Here is a 20456-nt window from a genome sequence, read left to right as displayed (position 1 = left end):
TCCCTGTTACGCCCCGGCGTTGGCCGGATGATAGCCTATTTGAACAGGCTGCCCAAGATGCCGCGCATCAGCTTGCCGGCAATGCCGCCGGACGACGACTTGCGGCTCGATCCGCCGAACACCGCCTTGCCCAGTTCGTTGGCGACTTGCCGCCCGACCGAAGAGCCGGCAGCGCGCGTGGCGGACTGGACCGCCTTGTCGAAGGCGCTGGGCTTGGCGGCCTCGCGGGCCTCCGCCGCTTCCCGCCGGGCCTGTTCCTTCAGTTCGGCCTCGCGCTGCTTGGCTTCCACCCTGGCCTGGGCAGCGGCGGCCTTGTCGGAGTCCGCCTGCGCCCTGGAGGCTTGCGCGGCGGCAGCGGCGGTTTCCCCCCGCGCCGCAAGGATTTCCTCCGCCGACTCCCGGTTGACGGCGGTGTCATATTTGCCTGCCACCGGCGATATCGACTGGATGATCGCCCGCTCCTTCGGCTCGACCGGGCCAAGGCGCGAGCGGGGCGGGGCGATCAGCGTGCGCTGGACGATGCCGGGCGATCCATCCTCCTGCAACAGCGAAACCAGCGCCTCGCCGACCTTCAATTCGGTGATCGCGGTTTCGACGTTCAGGTCAGGATTGATGCGGAAGGTTTCGGCCGCCGCCTTGATCGCCCTCTGGTCGCGCGGTGTGAAGGCGCGCAACGCATGCTGCACCCGGTTGCCGAGTTGCCCCGCCACATCTTCAGGAATGTCGATCGGGTTCTGGGTCACGAAATAGACCCCCACGCCCTTCGACCGGATCAGGCGCACCACCTGTTCGATCTTGTCGGTCAGCGCCTTGGGCGCGTCGTCGAACAGCAGATGCGCCTCATCGAAGAAGAAGACCAGCTTGGGCTTGTCCGGGTCGCCGACCTCGGGCAGCGTCTCGAACAGTTCGGACAGCAGCCACAGCAGGAAGGTCGCATAGAGTTTGGGCGACTGCATCAGCTTGTCGGCGGCCAGCACATTCACATAGCCGCGACCCTTTTCATCGACCTGGAGCATGTCGTGGATGTCGAGCGCGGGTTCGCCGAAGAAATGATCGCCGCCTTGGCTTTCAAGCTGGAGCAATTGCCGCTGGATCGCGCCGACGCTCGCCTTGGTCACATTGCCGTAGCGGGCCGAGAGCGTATCCGCATTTTCCGCGCAATAGGCCAGCATCGCCTGCAAATCGCCAAGGTCGAGCAGCAGAAGCCCTTCCTCGTCGGCATATTTGAAGGCGATCGACAACACGCCTTCCTGTGTTTCATTTAGGCCCATTAAGCGCGCGAGCAGCAACGGTCCCATCTCGCTGACGGTGGTGCGGATCGGATGGCCCTGCTGTCCGTACAGATCCCAGAAGATCGCCGGATTGTCGGCATAGCTATAGTCGGTGATGCCGACCTCCGCCGCGCGGGACACCAGCTTGTCGGCATTTTTCGCGGTGGGGGAGCCGGCCATGGATATGCCGGCCAGGTCGCCCTTCACATCCGCCAGGAATACCGGGACGCCCAGCGCAGAGAAGCTTTCGGCGATGCCCTGCAACGTCACCGTCTTGCCTGTGCCGGTTGCTCCAGCGATCAGGCCATGCCGGTTCGCCCGGCGCAGGTTCAGCGTCTGGGGCACGCCGCCATCCTTGTGCGTTGCGCCCAGGCCGATGAAGATACCGTCGCTCATTGCTGCAACTCCGAAAAGAAAAACCCGTTCGCCCTGAGCCTGTCGAAGGGCCTTTCTATCCTACGCAGGAAGAAGATGGCTTCGACAGGTTCAGCCCGAACGGGTCTGATAGGACGCCCTCACTTTATCGCGTGAGGGCGGTTGGGCAAGCGCCGCTTACTTGTCGCGCAGGCGCACCGGCAGGAAGATAGCCGGCTGGCCACGGCGCAGCACCTGCAACAGGATGGCGTTGCGCCCCTGCGCCGATACCGCCTTGGCCTGCGCATCCAGTTGCGCCTGACTGGCGACCGGCTGGTTGTTGGCGCTGATGATCACGTCGCCGCGCCGCAGACCCTTCGCGCCGGCATCGGTCGACCCGTCTACGGCGGTGATGACGACGCCCTTCGTGTCGGCGGCCACGCCCAGTTGGCGGATGATGCCGGGCGTCAGCGGGATGGCCGAAATGCCCAGCGCCTGCTGCGTCGCCTGACCCGGATTCTGGTCCTGCTGGCTGAAATCCTCGTCGCCCTGCGGCTGGGCGAAGTTGTTCAGTTCGTCTTCCGAAGGCCGTTCGCCGACAATCGCGGTCACGGTCTGGCGCTGGCCGTTGCGGATCAGCACGATCGGCACACGCGCGCCGATCGCCTGATTGGCGACGATCGAGGACAGATTCTGGTCGGCGGTCACTTCCTGACCGGCGACGCTGACGATCACGTCGCCTGCCTTGATCCCGGCCTTCTCGGCGCCCTTGCCCGGCTCCACGCCCTGCACGAACTCGCCGCGATTCTTGGCGAGGCCCAGCGAGTCGGCGAGGTCTTCGCCCAGCGGGCTGATCTGCACGCCCAGATAGCCGCGCGTGATGCTCTTTCCGGTGCGCAGCGTCTGTACGATCGGCGCCGCCTGTTCCGACGGAATGGCGAAGCCGATGCCGACATTGCCGCCTGAGGGCGAGAGGATCTGACTGTTGATGCCGATCACATTGCCGCGCATGTCGAACATCGGGCCGCCGCTATTGCCCTGATTGATCGACGCATCGGTCTGGATGAACTTGTCATAGCTGCCGCCGGTGCCGCGATGCAGGGCGGAAATAATGCCCGCCGTGACCGTGCCCGACAAAGCGAAGGGATTGCCGATCGCGACCACCCAGTCGCCGACGCGCGCCTTGGTGCTGTCGCCGAACTTCACGAAGGGCAGGGGCTTGGGCGATTCGATCTTCAGCACGGCCAGGTCGGTCGCGGGGTCGCGGCCGATCAGCTTGGCCGGAAATTCCTGCTTGTCGGTCATCGTGACCGTGATCGAATCGACGCTGGCGCCCTCCGCTCCGGCCGACACCACATGATTGTTGGTGACGATATAGCCGTCGGCGGAAATCAGGAAGCCGGAGCCAAGCGACTGGGCCTGACGGGTCTGGGGCTGACCACCGCCGCCCTGACCGAACAGGTCGCCGAACGGCGTGCCGGCGAAGGGATTCTGCACCTTGACGCGCTGCTTGGTCGAAATGTTGACCACGGCGGGTTGCAGCTTTTCGACCATGTCGGCCAGACTTGCGGGGGCGCCGGCCGGAGCCGCGGCCGTCAATCCTTCATTCTGCGCAACCTGTGCGCCGACGTTGGAACTGGTGGTAACGGCGATGGCGGTGCCGCCGAGCAGCAGGGCGCCGGTGATGGCATAAGCGTAACGCACTCGTGACGGTCCTCTTCAAAGCTTCGGGATGGGGAAGGCGGGACTTTTGGAAAATCCTCGAATGCTCCGCCTTGCCTTAACCCTCATTGAATGATGCTGGTTCCGTAATGACCCACGGGGGATCATGACGAAAGTTTAACGTCGTCCCTGGAACTGTCGCAGGAATTCATTGTCCGGCGACAGGATGATGCTGGTCTGGCCCGGACGATCCGGCGCGAACGTGTAGCGATAGCTCTGCATCCCGCGATAGAAATCGTAGAAGGACGGGTCCTTCCCGAAGCTTTCGGCATAGATGCGCGCAGCGTTCGCGTCGGCCTCGGCGCGGATGATCTGGGCTTGCTTGGCACCCTGCGCCTCGATCGTGAGCGCTTCCTGCTTGCGCGCCGTACTCATGCGATTGAAGGCGCTTTCCAGTGGCGTGCCATCGGGCAGATCGGCCCGCTTGATCCGCACGTCGACGATCTCGGCACCATATTGGCGGGCGACGCGATCCAGCCCGGCCTCGATATTCTGCATCACCTGGCCCCGCTCGGGGCTGAGCAGCGCGGCGAAGGGCCGCTTGCCCAGTTCGTTGCGCAGGGCGGAGCCCAGGATCGGGCGCAGGGCGTCGGACACGCGCTCCTCGCTGCCCGCCGCGATATACATGCGCAGGGGATTGACGATGCGATAACGGGCGAAGGCGTCGACCTGCAAGCGCAACTGGTCGGTCGACAGCACCTGCTGCCGCTCCATCTCCACCGACAGGACGCGCTTGTCGATCCACACGATCTGGTCGACGAACGGCCAGCGCATGATGATGCCGGCCCCGGTCTGGCCGAAGCTTTCATTGGGGCGGTAGCTGTTGATGATTTCCTTGGGATCGCCGAAGCGAACGATCACGCCCTGCTTGGTTTCCGGCACGATCGCGACGGTGCTGCCAAGGAGGATCAGGAAGGCCAGGATGGCCAGCGCGATGGCTACGGGATGACGCATGTCACTGGCCTCCCGTGCTGGCGGCGGCTTCGGCAGCGGGGGCCGCCTGCGCGCGCCGCTTGATTTCGGGCAACGGCAGGTAAGGCGTCACATTATTGCCTTCGACGATGGTCTTGTCGACGTTCGACAGCACACTCTCCATGGTTTCATAATACATGCGGCGACGGGTCACGTCGGGCGACAGCTTATATTGTTCGTAGACCTTGTCGAAGGCCGCGGCCTCACCCTGCGCCTTGGCCGTCACCTGCTGGGCGGCGGCCCGCGCCTGATTGAGATAGGTCTGCGCGGTCTGCTGCGCGGCGGACACGGCCTTGAAAGCGTCGTTGACCGCAGCCGGCGGATCGGCCTGCTTGATCGCGACGCCCTGGATGCGGATGCCTGACTTGTAACCGTCCAATATCTCCTGCATGCGCAGTTCGACCTGCTGCTCGATCGCGCTGCGACCCGCGCCCAGCGCATCGTCCAGGCTGACGCTGGCCAGCACGGCGCGCATCGCGCTTTCGGCGACTTCGCGCACGCTGGCGTCAGGGTCGGACAACTGGAACAGGTACAGTTCCGGGTTGCGGATGTTCCAGCGCACCGAATAAGCCAGGTCGATGATATTCTGGTCGCCGGTCAGCACCAGATTTTCGTTTTCGGCACTGGCCGATCCGATGTCGATGGTGCGGATTTCCTCGACATCCACCGTCGTCACCGCCTCGAACGGGGCGGGCATCGTCAGGCTGATGCCCGGCGTCAGCGTACGGCTATATTTGCCCAGGAAGGTGACGACGCCGCGTTCCTGCGGGCCGACGCGATGGAAACTGGTCAGGACCACCCACAGGATGACCACCAGGCCGATCGCCACGGGCCACAAGGCCCGGCCGGTCGCGCGCGGGGGCAGGCCGCCAAAGCCGCCGCCGCCATTGCCGCCACCGCCCTGGCCAAAGCTTTCGCGGCCGCGACGCAGCAGTTCCTCGATCGCCGATGGATTTTTCTGGCCACCCGACGGCTTGCCCGGCTGGGTCCACGGGTTGCGCGGGCCGCCATCGCCGCCCTTCTGTCCGTCCCCGTCGGGTCCGTCATTCTTGCCGCCCCAGGGGCCTTGGACCATCGCTGCGATCGCGGGCATCCACCCGAATATTCTTCTCATACTGTCTTCTATAGGAAGGCTCTTGTCCGAAAAACAGTGCAAATGGCTGCGATTATTTCCTACAGGGCTTCGTCATGACCGATCTTGCCGATTTCACCGCCCGCCTGACCGCCCTTACCGATGGCCGCGCCAGCGCGCCGCGCATCAAGGACGGGGTGATGACCATCGCCCTGGACGTGGGCGGCCTGTCACCCGAACAGCGCGATGGACTGGCCGCCGCGATCCGGGAAGGCGGCCTGACCGTGCCGGGCGTGACCGACGTCCGCATCGCCCAAACCGCTGAACGAAAGCCCACGGCGGAACGCACCCCGGCACAAGAGCGCAAGCCGCTGCGCATCCTGGCGGTCGCATCGGGTAAGGGCGGGGTGGGCAAATCGACCCTGTCGGCCAATCTGGCCGTCGCGCTCCACCGTCTGGGGATCAGGGTCGGGCTGGTCGATGCCGATATCTACGGCCCGTCGCAGGCCAAGCTGATGGCGAGCGAGGACCAGAAGCCGGTCGCGCGCGACAAGAAGCTGGTGCCCGTCACTGGCCCGATCGGCATCCCGATGCTGTCGATGGCGCATCTGGTGGAGCCGGGCAAGGCGCTGGCCTGGCGCGGGCCGATGGCGGGCAATGCGCTGTCGCAATTGATCGATGCCGAATGGGGTGACGCCGAACTGCTCGTGGTGGACATGCCGCCCGGCACCGGCGACATCCAGTTATCGATGGTGCAGAAGCATAAGCCCGCCGGCGCGGTGATCGTCTCCACGCCGCAGGATCTGGCGCTGATCGACGCCACTCGCGCGGTCAGCCTGTTCAACCAGGCCGGCGTGCCGATGGTCGGGCTGGTCGAAAATATGGCCGGCTATGCCTGCCCCCATTGCGGCGAAATCTCCGACCCCTTCGGGCAAGGGGGCGCGGAAAGCGCGGCGGGCGACCTCTCCATGCCTTTCCTTGGCCGCATCCCGCTGGCGATCGAGATTCGCCGCCAGTCCGACGCGGGAGACCCGCCGGCGGCGGGAGAGGGCATATATGCCGACGCCTTCCACGCCATCGCGCAGAAGGTGGCGGACTGGCTGAAGACGGCCTGATTTCAGGCGTCTGACTATAGCCGCAGGTGCAGGAACTGGCTGAAGCCGTTCACCCGATAGGCGCCGAACGGCCCGCCATCGACAAAGCCATGGTTGCGATAGAGGGCCAGCGCCGGACCAAAAGCGGTGCCGCGCCCCGTCTCCAGGCTGAGCAGCGTGAGGCCGCCAGCCCGCGCGGCGTCGATGATGTGAAGCAGCAACGCTGTGCCCACACCGCGGCGCAGATGGTCGGGATGGGTGCGCATCGACTTGATCTCGCCCCGTTCGCCGTTCAGCCGCCGCAACGCGCCGACGCCTGCAATCGCATCGCCGTCCCAGGCCGACCATAGCCCGACATCAGGCGCTTGCAGGCCCGACAGGTCCAGCGCGAAGACGGCTTCGGGCGGCGAATGGTCGTGCATGCCCGACAGATGCAGCGCCAGCAACGCGCGGGTCTGCGGGTCGGTCAGGTCGTCCTGGCGGATCGCGAACATGGGGCAGGCTAATCCCAAAAAGCAATGAGGAGGCCGTTCCCGGCGCAGGCCGGGGTCCGGTTCAGAGGGCAGCGCTGGCCCCCGGCTTGCGCCGGGGAACGCTTCAACAGGAGCCAGCCTCATGGCCCTTGGAATAGCCTGCCCGCGCCACGAAGGGAACGTCTTGCATGGACCTGCGTCATCCCCATGTCAGCATGGCCCATGTAAGCAACGAAGGAGACAGTCATGCCGCTTACCGCCCCACAGGATATCGCCGCCTTGCTCGGTCGCACCCGCACCATCGCGCTGGTCGGCATTTCCGATCGCCCGGACCGGCCCAGCTATGGCGTGATGAAATGTCTTCAGGATCATGGCTATCGCGTGCTGCCGGTCAATCCGCAGATTGCGGGGGAACATGTCCATGGCGAATTCGTCTGGGGCCGCCTGTCCGACATCGGCGTGCCCATCGATCTGGTCGACATCTTCCGTCGCAGCGAGGCAGCGGGCGACGCGGTGGACGATGCCATCGCGGCCGGCGCAAAGGCGGTGTGGATGCAACTGGGCGTCATCAACGAAGCGGCTGCCGCCCGCGCCGAGGCGGCCGGTTTGCAGGTCGTGATGGACCGTTGCCCGGCGATCGACATTCCCCGCTTCGGCATCGCGCCGATCACCGCCGAATAACGGTGAAGCCGGTTTCTCGCTTTTTCCGGGCAGGCAGGTGAACCTGCCTTGAAAACGCTCTAGGCATCGCGCTTTTCCGCCTCTATCAGGCAGGCATGGCGCGCGCACCGCGGAAGCAATCCGGCACGAATAAGGGCATTAATCGCCGCACCTTGCTGGTGGGTGGCGGAGCGACCGCAGGGCTGCTGATCGCCTGGGGCGTCTGGCCGCGCAGCTATGAACCCAATCTCAATGCCGGCGCCAACGAAACCATCCTCAACGCCTTTCTGAAGATCGACGCTTCGGGCCAGATCATCGTCGTCGTGCCGCAAACGGAAATGGGGCAGGGGGTCACGACTGTCCTGCCGCAGATACTGGCCGACGAACTGGGTGCGGACTGGCGCACGGTCGCGGTGCAGAGTGCGCCGGTCAGCCCGCTCTACGCCAACAGTCTGCTGGCGCGCGAATGGCTGGCGAGCGACTGGACCCGGCTGCTGGGCGGGGCGGGCGACTGGACGATCGACCAATATGCGACGCGCGGCGCGCTGATGCTGACCGGCGGCGGCACCTCCATTCCCATGTTCCGCGACGCCTATCGCGACGCCGGGGCAGCGGCGCGCGTCCTGCTGTGCAAGGCGGCGGCGGCGCGCTGGGCCATTCCGTGGGAAAGTTGCGACATAGTCGACGGCATCATCACCGATGGCGCCGCCCATCGCATGAAGATCAGCGATATCGTCGCCGACGCCGCGCGCTTCGACCTGCCCGACATATTGCCCTATCGGCAGGGGCAGGATGGCCGCCTGTCGGGGCAGGATCTGCCGCGTCTCGACACCCCGTCCAAGATTGACGGCAGCCATAATTACGCCGCCGACATCCGCCTGCCCGACATGGTCTATGCCTCGATCCGGCAGGGGCCGATCGGCGACGCCCTGCTGGCCGGCTTGGATGAGCGCAGCGCCGGCGGCGTGACCGGCTTTCTCCGGCTGATCCGACGCGAGCGCTGGGTCGCGGCTGTGGCCAGCAACTGGTGGGCCGCCAACAAGGCGCTCGATCTGGCCGACCCCATTTTCACCCTGCGCGGGCCACCGGTCAGCAGCGGCAGCATCGAAGACGCGCTGGAAGCTGCCTTTGAAAGCAAGGCCGGCCGCCGCCTCTACGCGCAGGGCGATCTCGGCCCTGTGTTCGAAGGCGCGACCATCCTTGCCAGCGAATATCAGGTCGATGCCGGCCTGCATCTGGCGATCGAGCCGCCCTGCGCGACCGCGCGGGTGACGGGCGATGGCGCGGAAGTCTGGATGGCGACGCAGGCGCCGGGCCTGGCCCGTGCGGCGATCGCCGATGCGCTGGGCCTCTCGGAACGGGCGGTGACGCTCTATCCGCTGCATGCCGGTGGCTCTTTCGGGCGGGCCATGGACTGGGACGTCGGCGTGCAGGCGGCGCTGCTGGCGCAGGAGATGAAGCGGCCGATGCAACTGCTCTGGTCCCGGCTGGAGGATGTGATTCAGGATCGCCCCAGCGCGCCCGCCCATGCCCGCATGGCCGCCAGGCTGGGCCGCAACGGCGCGATCGAGGGCTGGTCGGCCAAGGTCGCGACGCCCTGCGCCATGACCCAGACCTGGTCGCGCATCGCGGACGGCAAACTGCCGCACGAAGCGGCGGTGGATGCGGCGGACAAGGCGACCCGGCTGGCGGTGGCGGGCATGGTGCCGCCCTACGCTATTCCGAACTGGGCGGTCGATCATTTCCCGACCGATGTCGGCCTGCCACTCGGCTTCACGCGCGGCAATGCGCGCCTTCATGGCGCCTTCTTCACCGAAAGCTTCATCGACGAACTGGCCCATCTGGCGGGGATGGAGGCCATGTCCTTCCGTATCCAGATGCTCGGCGGCAACCCGCGCCTTGCCCATTGCCTCTCGACCGCCGCGTCCATGGGCGGCTGGCAGGGCGGCATTCCGGGCAGCGGGCAGGGATTGTCCACCCATATGGTGAACGGCGCCTATGCCGCGGTCATGGTGGAGGCGGCGATGAATGGCGACACGCTCAGCGTCAACCGCATCGTCGCGGCGGTCGATGCCGGCGATCAGGTCAATCCCGACATCGCCCGGCAACAGATCGAAAGCGGCCTTATCTACGGCCTCGCCTATGCGATGGGCGCGTCTGTCCCTTATGAGAAGGGGATGCCGACCCGCGCCATTCTGGGCCGCATGAACCTGCCGCGCCTCGCCGATATAGGCGAGGTCACAGTCGAACTGATGCGCAGCACCGCCGATCCCGCCGGCGTCACCGACCTCGCCGCCCCGCTGGTCGCGCCCGCCATCGCCAACGCCCTCTATACCTGGACAGGTCAGCGCCTGCGCAGCCTGCCCTTAGTAGGAACCGCATGACCCTGCCTGCCGATCATCCCGCCATCCCTGCGCCCAAGGTGGGCGTGCTGCTCATCAACCTTGGCACGCCGGACGCGCCCGATGCCAAATCGGTACGCCGCTATCTGGCGGAATTCCTGTCCGATCGGCGCGTGGTGGAAATCCCCAAACTGGTCTGGCAGCCGATCCTGCATGGTGTGATCCTGACCACCCGGCCGAAGAAATCCGCCCATGCCTACAGCCAGGTGTGGACGCCTGAAGGCTCGCCGCTCGCCGTCAATACCCGCGCCACCGCGCAGGCCTTGCAGCAGGCGATGCCGCACGTCGTGATCGACTGGGCGATGCGCTATGGCAATCCGGCCATCGCCACAAAACTCGCGGCTATGAAGGCGCAGGGTTGCGACCGCATCCTGCTCGCGCCGCTCTATCCGCAATATAGCGCGGCGACTACGGCGACCGCCAATGACGCCGCCTTTGCCGCGCTGGCCGCGATGCGCTGGCAACCGGCGGTGCGCACCTTGCCGCCCTATCATGACGATCCGGCCTATATCGCGGCGCTCAAAGCATCGATCGAAACAAATGTCGCCGCGCTCGACTTCTTGCCGGATGCGCTGCTCGCCAGTTTCCACGGCATGCCGGAGCGCACATTGCATCTGGGCGATCCCTATCATTGCCAGTCGGTCAAGACCGTTCGCCTGCTGCGCGAGGCGCTCGCCCTGCCGGTCCATATGAGCTTCCAGTCGCGTTTCGGCCGGGCCAAATGGCTTGAACCGGAAACCGAAGCGACGCTCGCCAAATTGGTACAGGAAGGTGTCCGGAATATTGCTGTCGTAACACCCGGTTTTTCGGCCGATTGCCTCGAAACGCTTGAGGAAATTGCGTTGCGGGCAAAAGAGGCGTTTTTGCGCCATGGTGGCGAAAAATTTACCTATTTGCCCTGTCTAAATGCGTCGGCGGAAGCTATCACTCTTTATCAAAGGCTGATGAGCCGAGAGCTTTCGGGTTGGATGGACTGACCCTGTTTGGGAAGAGGACGCTGATATGTCGAGAGTGGCGATCGTGACGGGCGGAACGCGGGGTATCGGCGAGGCTATCAGCCTGGCGCTCCAGGAACTGGGTTATACCGTCGCCGCCAACTATGCCGGCAATGAGGAAAAGGCGAAGGCCTTTACCGAAAAGACCGGCATTGCCGCCTTCAAATGGGACGTAGGCGATCATCAGGCCTGCCTTGATGGCGTGGCGCAGGTGACGGACGCGCTCGGTCCCGTCGATATCGTCGTCAACAATGCCGGCATCACCCGCGACGGCGTGCTGGCGAAGATGAGCTTCGACGATTGGAACGAGGTGATGCGCATCAACCTTGGCGGTTGCTTCAACATGTCCAAGGCGACGTTCGGCGGCATGCGCGAACGCGGCTGGGGCCGGATCGTCAATATCGGTTCGATCAACGGCCAGGCCGGCCAATATGGCCAGGTCAATTATGCCGCCGCCAAATCGGGCATCCATGGCTTTACCAAGGCGCTGGCCCAGGAAGGTGCCAAGTCCGGCATCACCGTCAATGCGATCGCGCCCGGCTATATCGACACCGACATGGTGGCGGCTGTGCCTGCGGCGGTCCTTGAGAAGATCGTGGCGAAGATTCCCGTCGGCCGTCTGGGTCAGGCGCATGAAATCGCGCGCGGCGTGGCATTCCTGTGCAGTGAGGATGGTGGCTTCGTGACCGGCAGCACCCTGTCGATCAACGGCGGCCAGCATATGTATTGATGGATGCGGGCGATCCTGACCATGGCCCGGATGGGCCGGAAGGGTCGCCCTTCTCCCCGCCGGTCAAGCGCAGCGTGACCATTGCGGGGCACCAGACCGCCATCAGTCTGGAACCGATTTTCTGGGACGCCCTGCGCGCCCATGCTGCCCGACAACAACTCCCCGTCAACGCGCTCGTCGCCCGCATCGACGTGGAGCGGCTCGCAGCGCCGCATCCGCCCAATCTGGCCAGCGCCATCCGATGCTGGCTGTTCCTGCAACATTCCTGCAACAGCGGCAATAATTAGTCGCAATAGCGTTGACACTGCGAAGGACTCTCAATAGCAGCCTGCCCCAACACAAAATGGGGATCTGCTATCATGTCGAAGTCCGGGAATATGACATCCTTTCTGGCGTTGGGCTGCGTTGGCGCAATGGCCTTTGCCGCAGGCGCGCAGGCGCAGGATGGGGAACAGGGCACGCGCCTTGGCGGCATGACCGTCACGGACACGGCAATCGAGGAGTCGGCGATCAAGGTGGAAAAGGCGGAATCGCCCAAATATACCCGCCCCCTGCTCGACACGCCGCAGACCATCACCGTCATCGGCAAGGAAACCATCCAGCAGCAGAATCTGCTCACCCTGCGCGACGTCCTGTCGACCGTGCCCGGCATCACCTTCGGCGCGGGCGAAGGGGGCTTCGGCTATGGTGACCGCATCATCCTGCGCGGTCAGGACGCCAAGAACGACGTGACGATCGACGGCGTCCGTTCGGGCGCGTTCCTCAATCGCAACGAAGTCTATAATATCGAGCAGGTCGAGGTGACCAACGGCGCCAACTCGGTCATGAACGGCGGCGGCTCGGTCGCCGGCACGATCAACCTGGTCACCAAGCGCCCACTGGCCGACGACCAGACCATCCTGAACGCCGGCATCGGCACCGATAATTATTACCGCGCCACGATCGACGCCAACCAGCGCGTCAACGACCTGATCGCCGTGCGCCTGAACGCCGTCTATCACAAGAATGACGTGCCCGGCCGCGACGTCGAAAATTACGAGCGCTACGGCTTCGCCCCGGCGATCACCATCGGCATCGACAGCCCGACCAGCCTGACCGTGCAGGGCGAATATCTGCATGATGAGGCCATGCCCCAATATGGCGTGCGCTATTATCCGCGTGAAGGCGGCTTCGTGGAAGAGTTCGACCGGTCGGGCTATTATGGCTTCGCCAACCTCGACCAGCAAAACAGCAAGACGCGGTCGCTTCAGGCGATCTTCAGCCACCAGTTCAGCGACACGGTGAAGATCCGCAACCTGACCCGCTACGAACATATCCGCCAGAACACCATCACCAGCCAGCCCAACGGTACTTTCTGTCTCGCCTCGACCGGGCTTCAGCCGCCAGACGTCAATACGGGGATCGGCGCGGCCTGCACCGCCACCGTCAACGGCAGCCCCTTCACCGTTCCGGCGGGCTATTATCTGCCGACCGGCGGCCGCGGCGTTCAGCGCTTCATCAACAACACGACCGCCTATAACCAGATCGACCTCAGCGCCGATTTCGACACCGGCGGCATCGGCCATACGCTGGTTCTTGGCGCGTCGGCCATGTGGGAACAATATCGGCAGGAGCAGGGCACGCTGCCCCGCAACGCCGACGGCTCGACCCCACTCTTCCCGCTGGTGAGCATCTCCAATCCCGGCGAAGTGGTTCAGGGACCGGCAGGCTACACCTATGGCAACAACGAGTATACCGGCCCGATCAACTTCATCCGTTCGGCCCGCACGCTCGGCGAGCAGACCAGCTATGCCGCCTATCTGTTCGACACGATCAAGTTCAGCGACTTTTTCGAAATCAACGGCGGTGTGCGTTATGAAAATGTGAAGGGTCTCAGCCGCAGCTTCGCGTACAACACCACCGCCGCGTCGCCGACGCTGGGCCAGTTGACCACCGCGACCAGCTTCCCGCGCACCGACGACAATCTCTTCTCCTACCGTATCGGCGCGGTGGTGAAGCCGACGCCGGACACCAGCCTCTATATCGCCTATGGCAACAGCAAGCTGCCGTCCAAGGCCTCGGTCGACGGTACCTGCACCGTCGCCAATGCGGCCGGGGGCAGCGGCACCTGCTTCGTGAAACCGGAAACCACGAAAAATTACGAGATCGGGGCCAAGGCCGACCTGTTCGACAAGAAGCTGCTGCTGACCCTCGCGGCCTTCCGCAACGATCGCGACCAGATCAAGGTCGTGTCGGGCGATCCGACCCTGCCGGATCAGGCGACCGATGGCCAGCAGCGGGTCGAGGGCATTTCCTTCGGCGCGTCGGGCAATATCACCAGCAACTGGACGATTTCGGCCAACTATATGTATCTGAAGTCGAAGATCAAACAGGGCGTGTCGGACTATTGCCTCGACAATCCCGGCGCGACGGACCCGGCGGCGGGCACCTGCGCCAACAGCAGCACCTTCCTCGATCCGACGGCGGGCTATGCGCTCACCAATACGCCGAAACATTCGGGCAGCCTGTTCACCACCTACCGCTTCGATTTCGGTCTGGAACTGGGTTATGGCCTGACCTATCAGGGCAAGTTCCTGCTGAACCAGCCGACGCTGGCCCAGCTGGCGGCCGGCACCTATGTCGCCTATCATGTGCCGAGCTACACCATCCATCGCCTGATGGTGAACTATCCGATCACGCCGAACCTGAAGGCGCAGGTCAACGTCCAGAATTTCACCAACGAGAAATATGTGACGACGGTCCGCAACGCCGTGGGTGGTAGCTGGGCACAGCCTGCGCCGACGCGATCGGCCGTGTTCAGCCTGAACTATCAGTTCTGATCCTGATCGCCCCGGCCCGTTCCGGCCGGGGCTGGAGCATCGTGCGAAAAAGCGGGAACCGATTCTTCGCTTGAAACGATGCGACAACAAAGGACTAGAGCGCGCTGCGTCGGATTCAACGCAGCGCGCTCTAAAGGGCGGACGGCGACAATCTCTCCTCGGAAAATCGCCGCCCGCTCATCAATTGCCAATCTGCTTCTGGACGCAATTGATTCGCATTAGTCTTCGCGCTAAGGGCGTGGAGAGGGAGGCGCTTCCATGCTGCAAGCCGCGAGTCTGCCGGCCGACGATTATGATGCCGTTTCGGAGCAGGGGGTCCAGCCTGTGTCCGTGGCACCTTCGTCGCCCCCTGTCTTCCATACGCCATCTTCCGCCCGCTATGGTGCCCGGTCGCGCCCCAATCTGACCGCCATCGCTGCCATCCTCGCCATCCATGCGCTGGCCATCGGCGCGCTCATCCAGGTGCGCCAGCATGTGCGGCGTGCGGAGGAGACGAAGCTGACGGTGGTCAACCTGACCCCGCCACCGCCGCCCGCTGCCCAAGCGCCGCCACCGCCGCCCTCCAGGCCCGAAGTCGTGGCCCCGCCGCCGATCGTGCAGACGCCGGTGCCGCCCGTTCAGACGGTGCAGACAACGCCCGATCCGGCCCCGAAGCCGACGCCCGCGCCAGTCATTGTCGCCGTGCCCGGCCCGCCTGCTCCTGTCGCACCGCCAGCCCCGCCCAGTCTGGTGCAGGGCGGCGACCTCGGCGCGCAGATGGTCGCGGGCAAGCCGCCCCGCTATCCGGTCGAAAGCCGCCGCAAGCATGAACAGGGCACCGTCGTCCTCAGCCTGATCGTCGGTCTGGACGGCGCGGTCGAAAGCATCAACGTGGCGCAGAGCAGCGGTTCATCCCGGCTCGACAATGCCGCGCGCGACGCCGTGAAGGGCTGGCGCTGGAGGCCAATCCTGCGCAGCGGCCAGCCGGTCCGCGTCAAGGGCTTGGTCGAAATCCCCTTCATCCTGCGGACGCAAGCCGCCTGACGGACACGCCTTTTCATGTTGATTGCCGTACCCGACCTGATCGACGTTGCCGGTGTCGCCGCCATCCGTGCCGTCATCGACGCCGCCGATTGGGTGGACGGCAACATCACATCCGGCCACCAGTCCGCGCTCGCCAAGCGCAATCTGCAACTGCCAGAGGATAGCGAAGCGGCCAAACGGGCCGGGCAGATGGTGCTGGACGCGCTCGGCCGCTCGCCGCTGTTCATCGCAGCCGCCCTGCCGCTCAGGATTTTTCCGCCGCTGTTCAACAGCTATGCCGGCGGCCAGAATTTCGGTGTCCATGTCGACAATGCCGTGCGCATCCAGGCGGGAACGGGCTTCCGCGTGCGATCCGACCTGTCCATCACCGTCTTTCTGGAAGCGCCCGACGCCTATGACGGCGGCGAGTTGACGATTGAGACGCATTTCGGCGTGCAGCAGGTGAAGTTGCCGGCGGGGCATGCGGTGCTCTATCCTTCCTCCTCGCTCCACCGGGTCGAACCGGTGACGCGCGGGCGGCGGCTGGCCAGCTTCTTCTGGCTCCAGTCCATGATCCGCGACGACAGCGCGCGCCAGATGCTGTTCGACCTCGACCGCAGCGTACAGGGCGTCGCCGCCGCCATGGGGCAGGACCATGACGAAGTGATCCGCCTGACCGGCGTCTATCACAATCTGCTGCGCCGCTGGGCAGACGCCTGAACCCTGCGCGGCTGGAGTGGGTGACGACCATTTGCCCCAATGTTCCCCCTCCCGAAGGCGGGAGGGGAATGGCAAAGAATCACCCAAAGCTGTCCTATCTCGACTCTGCCTGCTACGGTCCGCCTTGCTGTATCGCCACTGATTAGCAACGTAATAAAATTACCAACTCTTGTTACACAATGTCGAAATCAGCGGGAAATATGTGAAGTTAAGCGGCGCATTTCCTATTCCGGTCGGCTCTGGTCAGCCCGGCGCCATGCCATAAAAGCGGGTATCCCCGGCCATTTTCGGGAAACTGTCGGGCAAAGCTTCGGGCTGCACCAGCGCAAAACCATTCCTCTCGTAGAAGCGATGGGCGGCCAAAAGGCGGTCGGTGGTGCCGAGCCAGATCTGCGTGACATCCCGGTCCCGCGCCTCCGCCATCAGCCTGTCCAGCAAGGCCTGCGCCACGCCGGCGGCCCGGCCGCGATGGCTGGCGACGACGAACATCTTGCGCAACGCTGCCTGACCCGCGCCGATATCCGGGAAGCGCGATCGTGCCGACCAACCGGCCGCCGGCATGGGCGACCCAGACGTCGCCGATACTGCTCTGGTAGAAAGCCGGGATGCCGGTCAGGTTCGGCTGGTCCTGCGCGGTGATGGCGATGTCATATTCGTCCTGCTGGATCGACAGGATCAGGTCCAGCCCCCCCGCTGGTCAGCGCCGGCGAAGGGGCTGATCGTCAGGGTCAGTTTGCGGGCGTCTTCGCGGCCGGCGCGGCGGCGTTGCCGGCCGGCGTCGGCGCGGCGGCCTCCGCATCGGTCTTGGGGGCGTAGGTGCGCAGGCTGGCCAGCGTCTGCTCGGCGATGCCCTGATATTGCTCGCTCAGCATTTCGGGATAGACGAAGGTGGCGGTCACGATCGACCCGTCGGCCTGCTTGAGCAGGCGCAGCGCGACATTATTGCCCTCGCCGTCATTGGCGGTGCCGCGATATTCATTCTCGCCGATAAAGTCGCCATCGACCCCTTCGGCGCCGCTGCTGACCGCCTCGACGATCTGCTGGAGCGTCTGGTCATTGTCATTCTTCTGCCAGAAGACGCGGACGTCCGCGCCAGCGCCTGGATCCTGATAGACCGCACCGTCGGCGTTGCTCGCTGCCTTGTCGATGGTCCAGCCTTCGGGGAAGGTGACGGAAAAGCCGCGCGTCTGGTTCACATAATTGCGGTTCTCGACCTCGTCCGCCTGCGCATTGGCGATCGCATTGGCGGCGGCGGCGTTGGCGGCGTTGGCCAACTCCTCCTGGGTCGGCATGTCGGCGACCTTTTCGGTCCGGCCGCAACCGGCGAGCAGCGCGAGGGGGATAAGGGCGACGAGGGATGGATGTTTCATGGGCCGATCCAAAGCATAGCCGCGCGAATATTTCAACGCCGCAAGCAAGCAGACGGCGTTGACCGGTTCATGCAGCGCTGTCGATGCCCAGTTCGGCGAGCTTGCGATAAAGGGTGGAGCGACCGATGCCCAGCCGCCGCGCAACCTCCGTCATGCGGCCGCGATAATGGCCGATGGCCAGGCGGATGACGTCGGCCTCGATCTCCGCAAGTTGGCGGACATGGCCGTCGCCTTCGAACAGGGTGATGCCTGCGCCGTCGCGGTGCGGCTGGCTGGCGGCGCGCGGCCGCATCGGCAACACGCTGGCGCTTGCCTGGATATGCGCGGCGATCTGCGGAAAATCCTGCGGCGTCAGGGCATCGCCCTCGCACAATACGGCGGCGCGAAACAAGGCGTTCTGCAACTGGCGGACATTGCCCGGCCAGCCATGCTGCATCAACAACGCCAGCGCATCGTCGGTGACGCCCAGGCCGCGCAGCCCTGGCTGGGTAGCGATGCGGGCGAGCAGATGGCGGGACAGGGCCGGGATGTCGCCCATCCGCTCGCGCAGCGGCGGCACGGTCAACTGGACGACGTTGAGACGATAATAGAGATCCTCGCGGAAACGGCCGGCCTCGACCTCCTCGATCAGCCGCTTGTTCGTCGCGGCGATGACGCGGACGTCGACATGGGACGGGCGGCGGGCACCGATCGGCTGGACTTCCCCGTCCTGCAATACGCGCAGCAGCTTGACCTGAGCGTCCAGCGGCATTTCGCTGACTTCGTCCAAAAAGATGGTGCCCATGTCGGCGCTGGCGAATTTGCCGACATGGCGGTCGAACGCGCCGGTAAAGGCGCCGCGCTCATGGCCGAACAGTTCCGATTCGACCAGATTGGCGGGGATCGCGCCGCAATTGACCGTAACCATCGCCTGCTTGTGCCGGGGGGAGGCCGCATGGATGGCACGGGCGATCACGTCCTTGCCGACGCCGCTTTCGCCCTCGATCAGCACGGGGACGCGGGCGCGCGCCGCCTTGGCCGCGATGGCGAGCGCCGCGCGGAATTGCGGGGCGGAACCGACCACATCCTCGAAGGAAAGCGGCGCGGTGATCTTTTCGGTCAGTGGGCGCAGTTCGCCGGCCGCCGCGCCTTCGGCCAGCGTTGCGTTCAGGGCGGCGAGCAGCCGTTCGGGCGCGATCGGCTTGGACAGGTAATCGGTGGCGCCAGCCCGCATCGCCTCCACGGCGACGGCGACATTATTATGGGCGGTCAGGATCAGGATCGGCAGCGCCGGGCGTCGGGCGCGAATCTCGCGGATCAGGCCGGATGGCTCATAGTCCGGGCTCCATTGGTCCAGAATGACCGCATCCAGTTGCATCCCGTCCTGCGTGCCCAGCGTGGCGATGGCGGTTTCGCCGTCGGCGGCAAAGATGGTGCGCCATCCCGCCCGCGCGCCCAGCGCCGATACCAGCCGCCTTTGGGCCGGTTCGTCGTCGATCAGCATCAGCATCGGTACGCCGTCGCGCGTCATCAAACCCCTCATGTGCAAAGTTGGCATGATGGTAAGCACAGGGAGTAAAAGCGGACTTAACCGCGCGGAATTTTCTTGGCGCCAGCGGGTTGAGGCGGTCGCGTCCAGACGATAAGAGATGGGCGACAATCATCGCGACAAGGGGACAGGATATGGCGTCGGAAGGCAATATGAAGGCCGCGAACCAGACTTATGGCAGCTTCATCGGCTTCGTGAAGTGGGGCACGATCGTCTCCGTTGCCCTTGCTGCGCTGGTCGTGTTGCTGATTTCGAGCTGATCGCCATAGCATCTTCCTGCCGGGTGGAGCGGGCATGAACGGCGCCAGCCTGCTGCCCCTGCTTTTGCTCGCCTGCGCGGCCGGTTTCTTCGCCGCCCGGCCCAATGGTGATCCGGATCGCCCCCTCTGGCGCGCGGGTCTGGGCGCCTTGCCCGCCATCATGCTGGTCGGCGCGGTGATCGCCGCCGCCGAAGCGGGCAGCGCCAGCGCCCGCTATCTTGCCTTGTTTGCAGTCCTCCTCGCCAGCGTGGCGGCCCTGTTGCTTGTCGGTATACCCGAACGACGCTGGCCGCCAGTTGATGACATGGGTGACGAGGAGCGCGTATGAGCGTCTCGTTCGACCCGGCCTGGCTGGGCGCTCGCATCGATGGGGTCGATCCTTCACCGCTGGTGGCCGGCATGTGGCTCGGTGCCGCCGGGCTTTTGCTCTGCGCCCTTTGGCTGCGCGGGTATCGGACCGGCAACCGGATCGCGCTGGCGGGTGGCATGCTGGCGGTGGGGGCCGCGCTCTACAGCCATGACGTCGTCAACCTGCCGGAAATCGCCAGCGCGCTGGTGATCGGCGGCAGCATCGGCCTGATGCTGGCGCGGCGTTGTGGCGGCCATCGACTGCCCTGGCTGGTGGTGGTGGCATATGCTTTATTGGGGCTGGCGGGCATGGCGACCGGTACGGCGCTGCTCCTCAATCCCTTCGCCTTCGGACTGGTGGACGGGCCGGGTCGTGTTACCCCCGCCCACGGCACGCTGCTCGCGGGGGGCATCGCGATCGGCGGGCTGGCGGCGCTTTGTGCGCTGCTCATGCTGGTCCGGCGGACGCAGGACTACCTGGCGCTGGTCGGCAGTGGCGCGGGCTGGACTGCGGCCGCGCTTGGGCTGGCGATGGGCAACAGCGCCATGGTGCTGGCCGGTGGCATGGCCGGTGCGGCGGGCCTGCGTCTGGGATGGCGCGCGCGGGCCATAAGACGGGCTGCGTTAAGAGCCTTGCCCAGCGGGTCGCGCTTCCCCTAACGCT

The 20456-nt window shown here is 65.1% G+C and carries 20 protein-coding genes; 12 read left to right on the top strand and 8 right to left on the bottom strand.

Annotation, left to right across the window (positions count from 1 at the left end):
- Nucleotides 1-35 precede the first annotated feature (35 nt).
- The 4 genes from ASE85_RS03615 to hflK all read right to left on the bottom strand — a co-directional run bounded on the left by ASE85_RS03615 (nt 36) and on the right by hflK (nt 5412).
- Nucleotides 36-1667 carry a helicase HerA-like domain-containing protein gene (locus ASE85_RS03615; protein WP_056683536.1) on the bottom strand — a complete coding sequence of 544 codons (1632 nt, stop codon included), beginning with the start codon at nt 1665-1667 and terminating at the stop codon, nt 36-38.
- Nucleotides 1668-1823: 156 nt separating this feature from the next.
- Entirely contained in the window at nt 1824-3329 is a 1506-nt protein-coding gene (locus ASE85_RS03610) for a Do family serine endopeptidase (RefSeq protein ID WP_056683533.1), read from the bottom strand.
- Between the two features lie 135 nt (nt 3330-3464).
- The gene (gene hflC / locus ASE85_RS03605) at nt 3465-4301 is read right to left on the bottom strand and encodes a protease modulator HflC (protein WP_056683530.1); all 837 of its coding nucleotides are present in this window, start codon (nt 4299-4301) and stop codon (nt 3465-3467) included.
- A gap of 1 nt (nt 4302) precedes the next feature.
- Nucleotides 4303-5412, bottom strand: coding sequence for an FtsH protease activity modulator HflK (gene hflK, locus ASE85_RS03600; protein ID WP_056683527.1), 1110 nt, complete (start codon nt 5410-5412; stop codon nt 4303-4305).
- A gap of 95 nt (nt 5413-5507) precedes the next feature.
- On the opposite strand from hflK, the gene ASE85_RS03595 reads away from it, so the two are divergent.
- Complete coding sequence (locus ASE85_RS03595; RefSeq protein WP_056683524.1) at nt 5508-6506, top strand: Mrp/NBP35 family ATP-binding protein; 999 nt, start codon at nt 5508-5510, stop codon at nt 6504-6506.
- Between the two features lie 14 nt (nt 6507-6520).
- Here ASE85_RS03595 and ASE85_RS03590 read toward each other — a convergent pair whose 3' ends face one another.
- A complete protein-coding gene (locus ASE85_RS03590) occupies nt 6521-6979 on the bottom strand; it encodes a GNAT family N-acetyltransferase (RefSeq protein ID WP_056683521.1) in 459 nt (152 codons plus the stop codon).
- 225 nt (nt 6980-7204) lie between these two features.
- Here ASE85_RS03590 and ASE85_RS03585 point away from each other — a divergent pair, with 225 nt between their 5' ends.
- The 8 genes from ASE85_RS03585 (at nt 7205) to ASE85_RS03550 (ending at nt 16286) form a co-directional block, all read left to right on the top strand.
- Nucleotides 7205-7639 (top strand): CoA-binding protein, encoded by a 435-nt coding sequence (locus tag ASE85_RS03585; RefSeq protein ID WP_056683518.1) that lies wholly within the window; start codon nt 7205-7207, stop codon nt 7637-7639.
- 95 nt (nt 7640-7734) lie between these two features.
- The gene (locus ASE85_RS03580) at nt 7735-10002 is read left to right on the top strand and encodes a xanthine dehydrogenase family protein molybdopterin-binding subunit (RefSeq protein WP_056683515.1); all 2268 of its coding nucleotides are present in this window, start codon (nt 7735-7737) and stop codon (nt 10000-10002) included.
- On the top strand, nt 9999-10997 hold the full coding sequence (gene hemH / locus ASE85_RS03575; RefSeq protein WP_056683511.1) for a ferrochelatase: 999 nt from the start codon (nt 9999-10001) through the stop codon (nt 10995-10997). Before ASE85_RS03580 ends, hemH begins: the two co-directional genes overlap by 4 nt.
- A 25-nt stretch (nt 10998-11022) precedes the next feature.
- Nucleotides 11023-11745 carry an acetoacetyl-CoA reductase gene (phbB, locus tag ASE85_RS03570; RefSeq protein WP_056683508.1) on the top strand — a complete coding sequence of 241 codons (723 nt, stop codon included), beginning with the start codon at nt 11023-11025 and terminating at the stop codon, nt 11743-11745.
- A complete protein-coding gene (locus ASE85_RS03565; protein ID WP_056683505.1) occupies nt 11745-12032 on the top strand; it encodes a ribbon-helix-helix domain-containing protein in 288 nt (95 codons plus the stop codon). The genes phbB and ASE85_RS03565 overlap by 1 nt, the downstream gene beginning before the upstream one ends.
- A 72-nt stretch (nt 12033-12104) precedes the next feature.
- Nucleotides 12105-14564 (top strand): TonB-dependent receptor, encoded by a 2460-nt coding sequence (locus ASE85_RS03560; RefSeq protein ID WP_056683502.1) that lies wholly within the window; start codon nt 12105-12107, stop codon nt 14562-14564.
- Nucleotides 14565-14822: 258 nt separating this feature from the next.
- Nucleotides 14823-15587, top strand: a complete 765-nt coding sequence (locus tag ASE85_RS03555) for an energy transducer TonB (RefSeq protein ID WP_056683499.1) — start codon at nt 14823-14825, stop codon at nt 15585-15587.
- A gap of 15 nt (nt 15588-15602) precedes the next feature.
- Complete coding sequence (locus ASE85_RS03550; protein ID WP_056683495.1) at nt 15603-16286, top strand: Fe2+-dependent dioxygenase; 684 nt, start codon at nt 15603-15605, stop codon at nt 16284-16286.
- A gap of 243 nt (nt 16287-16529) precedes the next feature.
- Here the strand turns inward: ASE85_RS03550 and ASE85_RS03545 are convergent, their stop codons facing one another.
- The 3 genes from ASE85_RS03545 to ASE85_RS03535 form a co-directional block, all read right to left on the bottom strand.
- Entirely contained in the window at nt 16530-16847 is a 318-nt protein-coding gene (locus ASE85_RS03545; protein ID WP_235523176.1) for a GNAT family N-acetyltransferase, read from the bottom strand.
- A 167-nt stretch (nt 16848-17014) separates the two neighbouring features.
- Nucleotides 17015-17656, bottom strand: a complete 642-nt coding sequence (locus tag ASE85_RS03540; RefSeq protein ID WP_056684323.1) for a hypothetical protein — start codon at nt 17654-17656, stop codon at nt 17015-17017.
- A 67-nt stretch (nt 17657-17723) separates the two neighbouring features.
- Nucleotides 17724-19166, bottom strand: a complete 1443-nt coding sequence (locus ASE85_RS03535; RefSeq protein ID WP_056683492.1) for a sigma-54-dependent transcriptional regulator — start codon at nt 19164-19166, stop codon at nt 17724-17726.
- Between the two features lie 152 nt (nt 19167-19318).
- On the opposite strand from ASE85_RS03535, the gene ASE85_RS03530 reads away from it, so the two are divergent.
- From ASE85_RS03530 to ASE85_RS03520, 3 genes are read left to right on the top strand one after another with little or no spacing between them, the layout of a single operon-like run.
- Nucleotides 19319-19444, top strand: a complete 126-nt coding sequence (locus ASE85_RS03530) for an aa3-type cytochrome c oxidase subunit IV (protein ID WP_056683491.1) — start codon at nt 19319-19321, stop codon at nt 19442-19444.
- Between the two features lie 34 nt (nt 19445-19478).
- Nucleotides 19479-19772, top strand: a complete 294-nt coding sequence (locus ASE85_RS03525; protein WP_056683488.1) for a hypothetical protein — start codon at nt 19479-19481, stop codon at nt 19770-19772.
- A complete protein-coding gene (locus tag ASE85_RS03520) occupies nt 19769-20452 on the top strand; it encodes an NAD(P)(+) transhydrogenase (Re/Si-specific) subunit beta (RefSeq protein WP_056683485.1) in 684 nt (227 codons plus the stop codon). The genes ASE85_RS03525 and ASE85_RS03520 overlap by 4 nt, the downstream gene beginning before the upstream one ends.
- The last annotated feature ends 4 nt before the right edge of the window (nt 20453-20456 follow it).

Source organism: Sphingobium sp. Leaf26 (assembly GCF_001421665.1).
Taxonomy (GTDB): Bacteria; Pseudomonadota; Alphaproteobacteria; order Sphingomonadales; family Sphingomonadaceae; genus Sphingobium.
The sequence above is the reverse complement of the archived record's forward strand: the minus strand, read 5'-3'. Positions and strand labels throughout refer to the sequence as shown.

What these genes read in the sequence shown, in the direction of transcription:
- ASE85_RS03520 (WP_056683485.1), top strand. Translation starts at nt 19,769, where the DNA reads ATGAGCGTCTCGTTCGACCCGGCCTGGCTGGGCGCTCGCATCGATGGG.
- hflC (WP_056683530.1), bottom strand. Translation starts at nt 4,301, where the DNA reads ATGCGTCATCCCGTAGCCATCGCGCTGGCCATCCTGGCCTTCCTGATC.
- ASE85_RS03540 (WP_056684323.1), bottom strand. Translation starts at nt 17,656, where the DNA reads ATGAAACATCCATCCCTCGTCGCCCTTATCCCCCTCGCGCTGCTCGCC.
- ASE85_RS03545 (WP_235523176.1), bottom strand. Translation starts at nt 16,847, where the DNA reads ATGCCGGCGGCCGGTTGGTCGGCACGATCGCGCTTCCCGGATATCGGC.
- hflK (WP_056683527.1), bottom strand. Translation starts at nt 5,412, where the DNA reads ATGCCCGCGATCGCAGCGATGGTCCAAGGCCCCTGGGGCGGCAAGAAT.
- ASE85_RS03560 (WP_056683502.1), top strand. Translation starts at nt 12,105, where the DNA reads ATGTCGAAGTCCGGGAATATGACATCCTTTCTGGCGTTGGGCTGCGTT.
- ASE85_RS03580 (WP_056683515.1), top strand. Translation starts at nt 7,735, where the DNA reads ATGGCGCGCGCACCGCGGAAGCAATCCGGCACGAATAAGGGCATTAAT.
- hemH (WP_056683511.1), top strand. Translation starts at nt 9,999, where the DNA reads ATGACCCTGCCTGCCGATCATCCCGCCATCCCTGCGCCCAAGGTGGGC.
- ASE85_RS03530 (WP_056683491.1), top strand. Translation starts at nt 19,319, where the DNA reads ATGGCGTCGGAAGGCAATATGAAGGCCGCGAACCAGACTTATGGCAGC.
- ASE85_RS03590 (WP_056683521.1), bottom strand. Translation starts at nt 6,979, where the DNA reads ATGTTCGCGATCCGCCAGGACGACCTGACCGACCCGCAGACCCGCGCG.
- ASE85_RS03585 (WP_056683518.1), top strand. Translation starts at nt 7,205, where the DNA reads ATGCCGCTTACCGCCCCACAGGATATCGCCGCCTTGCTCGGTCGCACC.
- ASE85_RS03565 (WP_056683505.1), top strand. Translation starts at nt 11,745, where the DNA reads ATGGATGCGGGCGATCCTGACCATGGCCCGGATGGGCCGGAAGGGTCG.
- ASE85_RS03525 (WP_056683488.1), top strand. Translation starts at nt 19,479, where the DNA reads ATGAACGGCGCCAGCCTGCTGCCCCTGCTTTTGCTCGCCTGCGCGGCC.
- ASE85_RS03595 (WP_056683524.1), top strand. Translation starts at nt 5,508, where the DNA reads ATGACCGATCTTGCCGATTTCACCGCCCGCCTGACCGCCCTTACCGAT.
- ASE85_RS03535 (WP_056683492.1), bottom strand. Translation starts at nt 19,166, where the DNA reads ATGACGCGCGACGGCGTACCGATGCTGATGCTGATCGACGACGAACCG.
- ASE85_RS03615 (WP_056683536.1), bottom strand. Translation starts at nt 1,667, where the DNA reads ATGAGCGACGGTATCTTCATCGGCCTGGGCGCAACGCACAAGGATGGC.
- ASE85_RS03550 (WP_056683495.1), top strand. Translation starts at nt 15,603, where the DNA reads ATGTTGATTGCCGTACCCGACCTGATCGACGTTGCCGGTGTCGCCGCC.
- ASE85_RS03555 (WP_056683499.1), top strand. Translation starts at nt 14,823, where the DNA reads ATGCTGCAAGCCGCGAGTCTGCCGGCCGACGATTATGATGCCGTTTCG.
- phbB (WP_056683508.1), top strand. Translation starts at nt 11,023, where the DNA reads ATGTCGAGAGTGGCGATCGTGACGGGCGGAACGCGGGGTATCGGCGAG.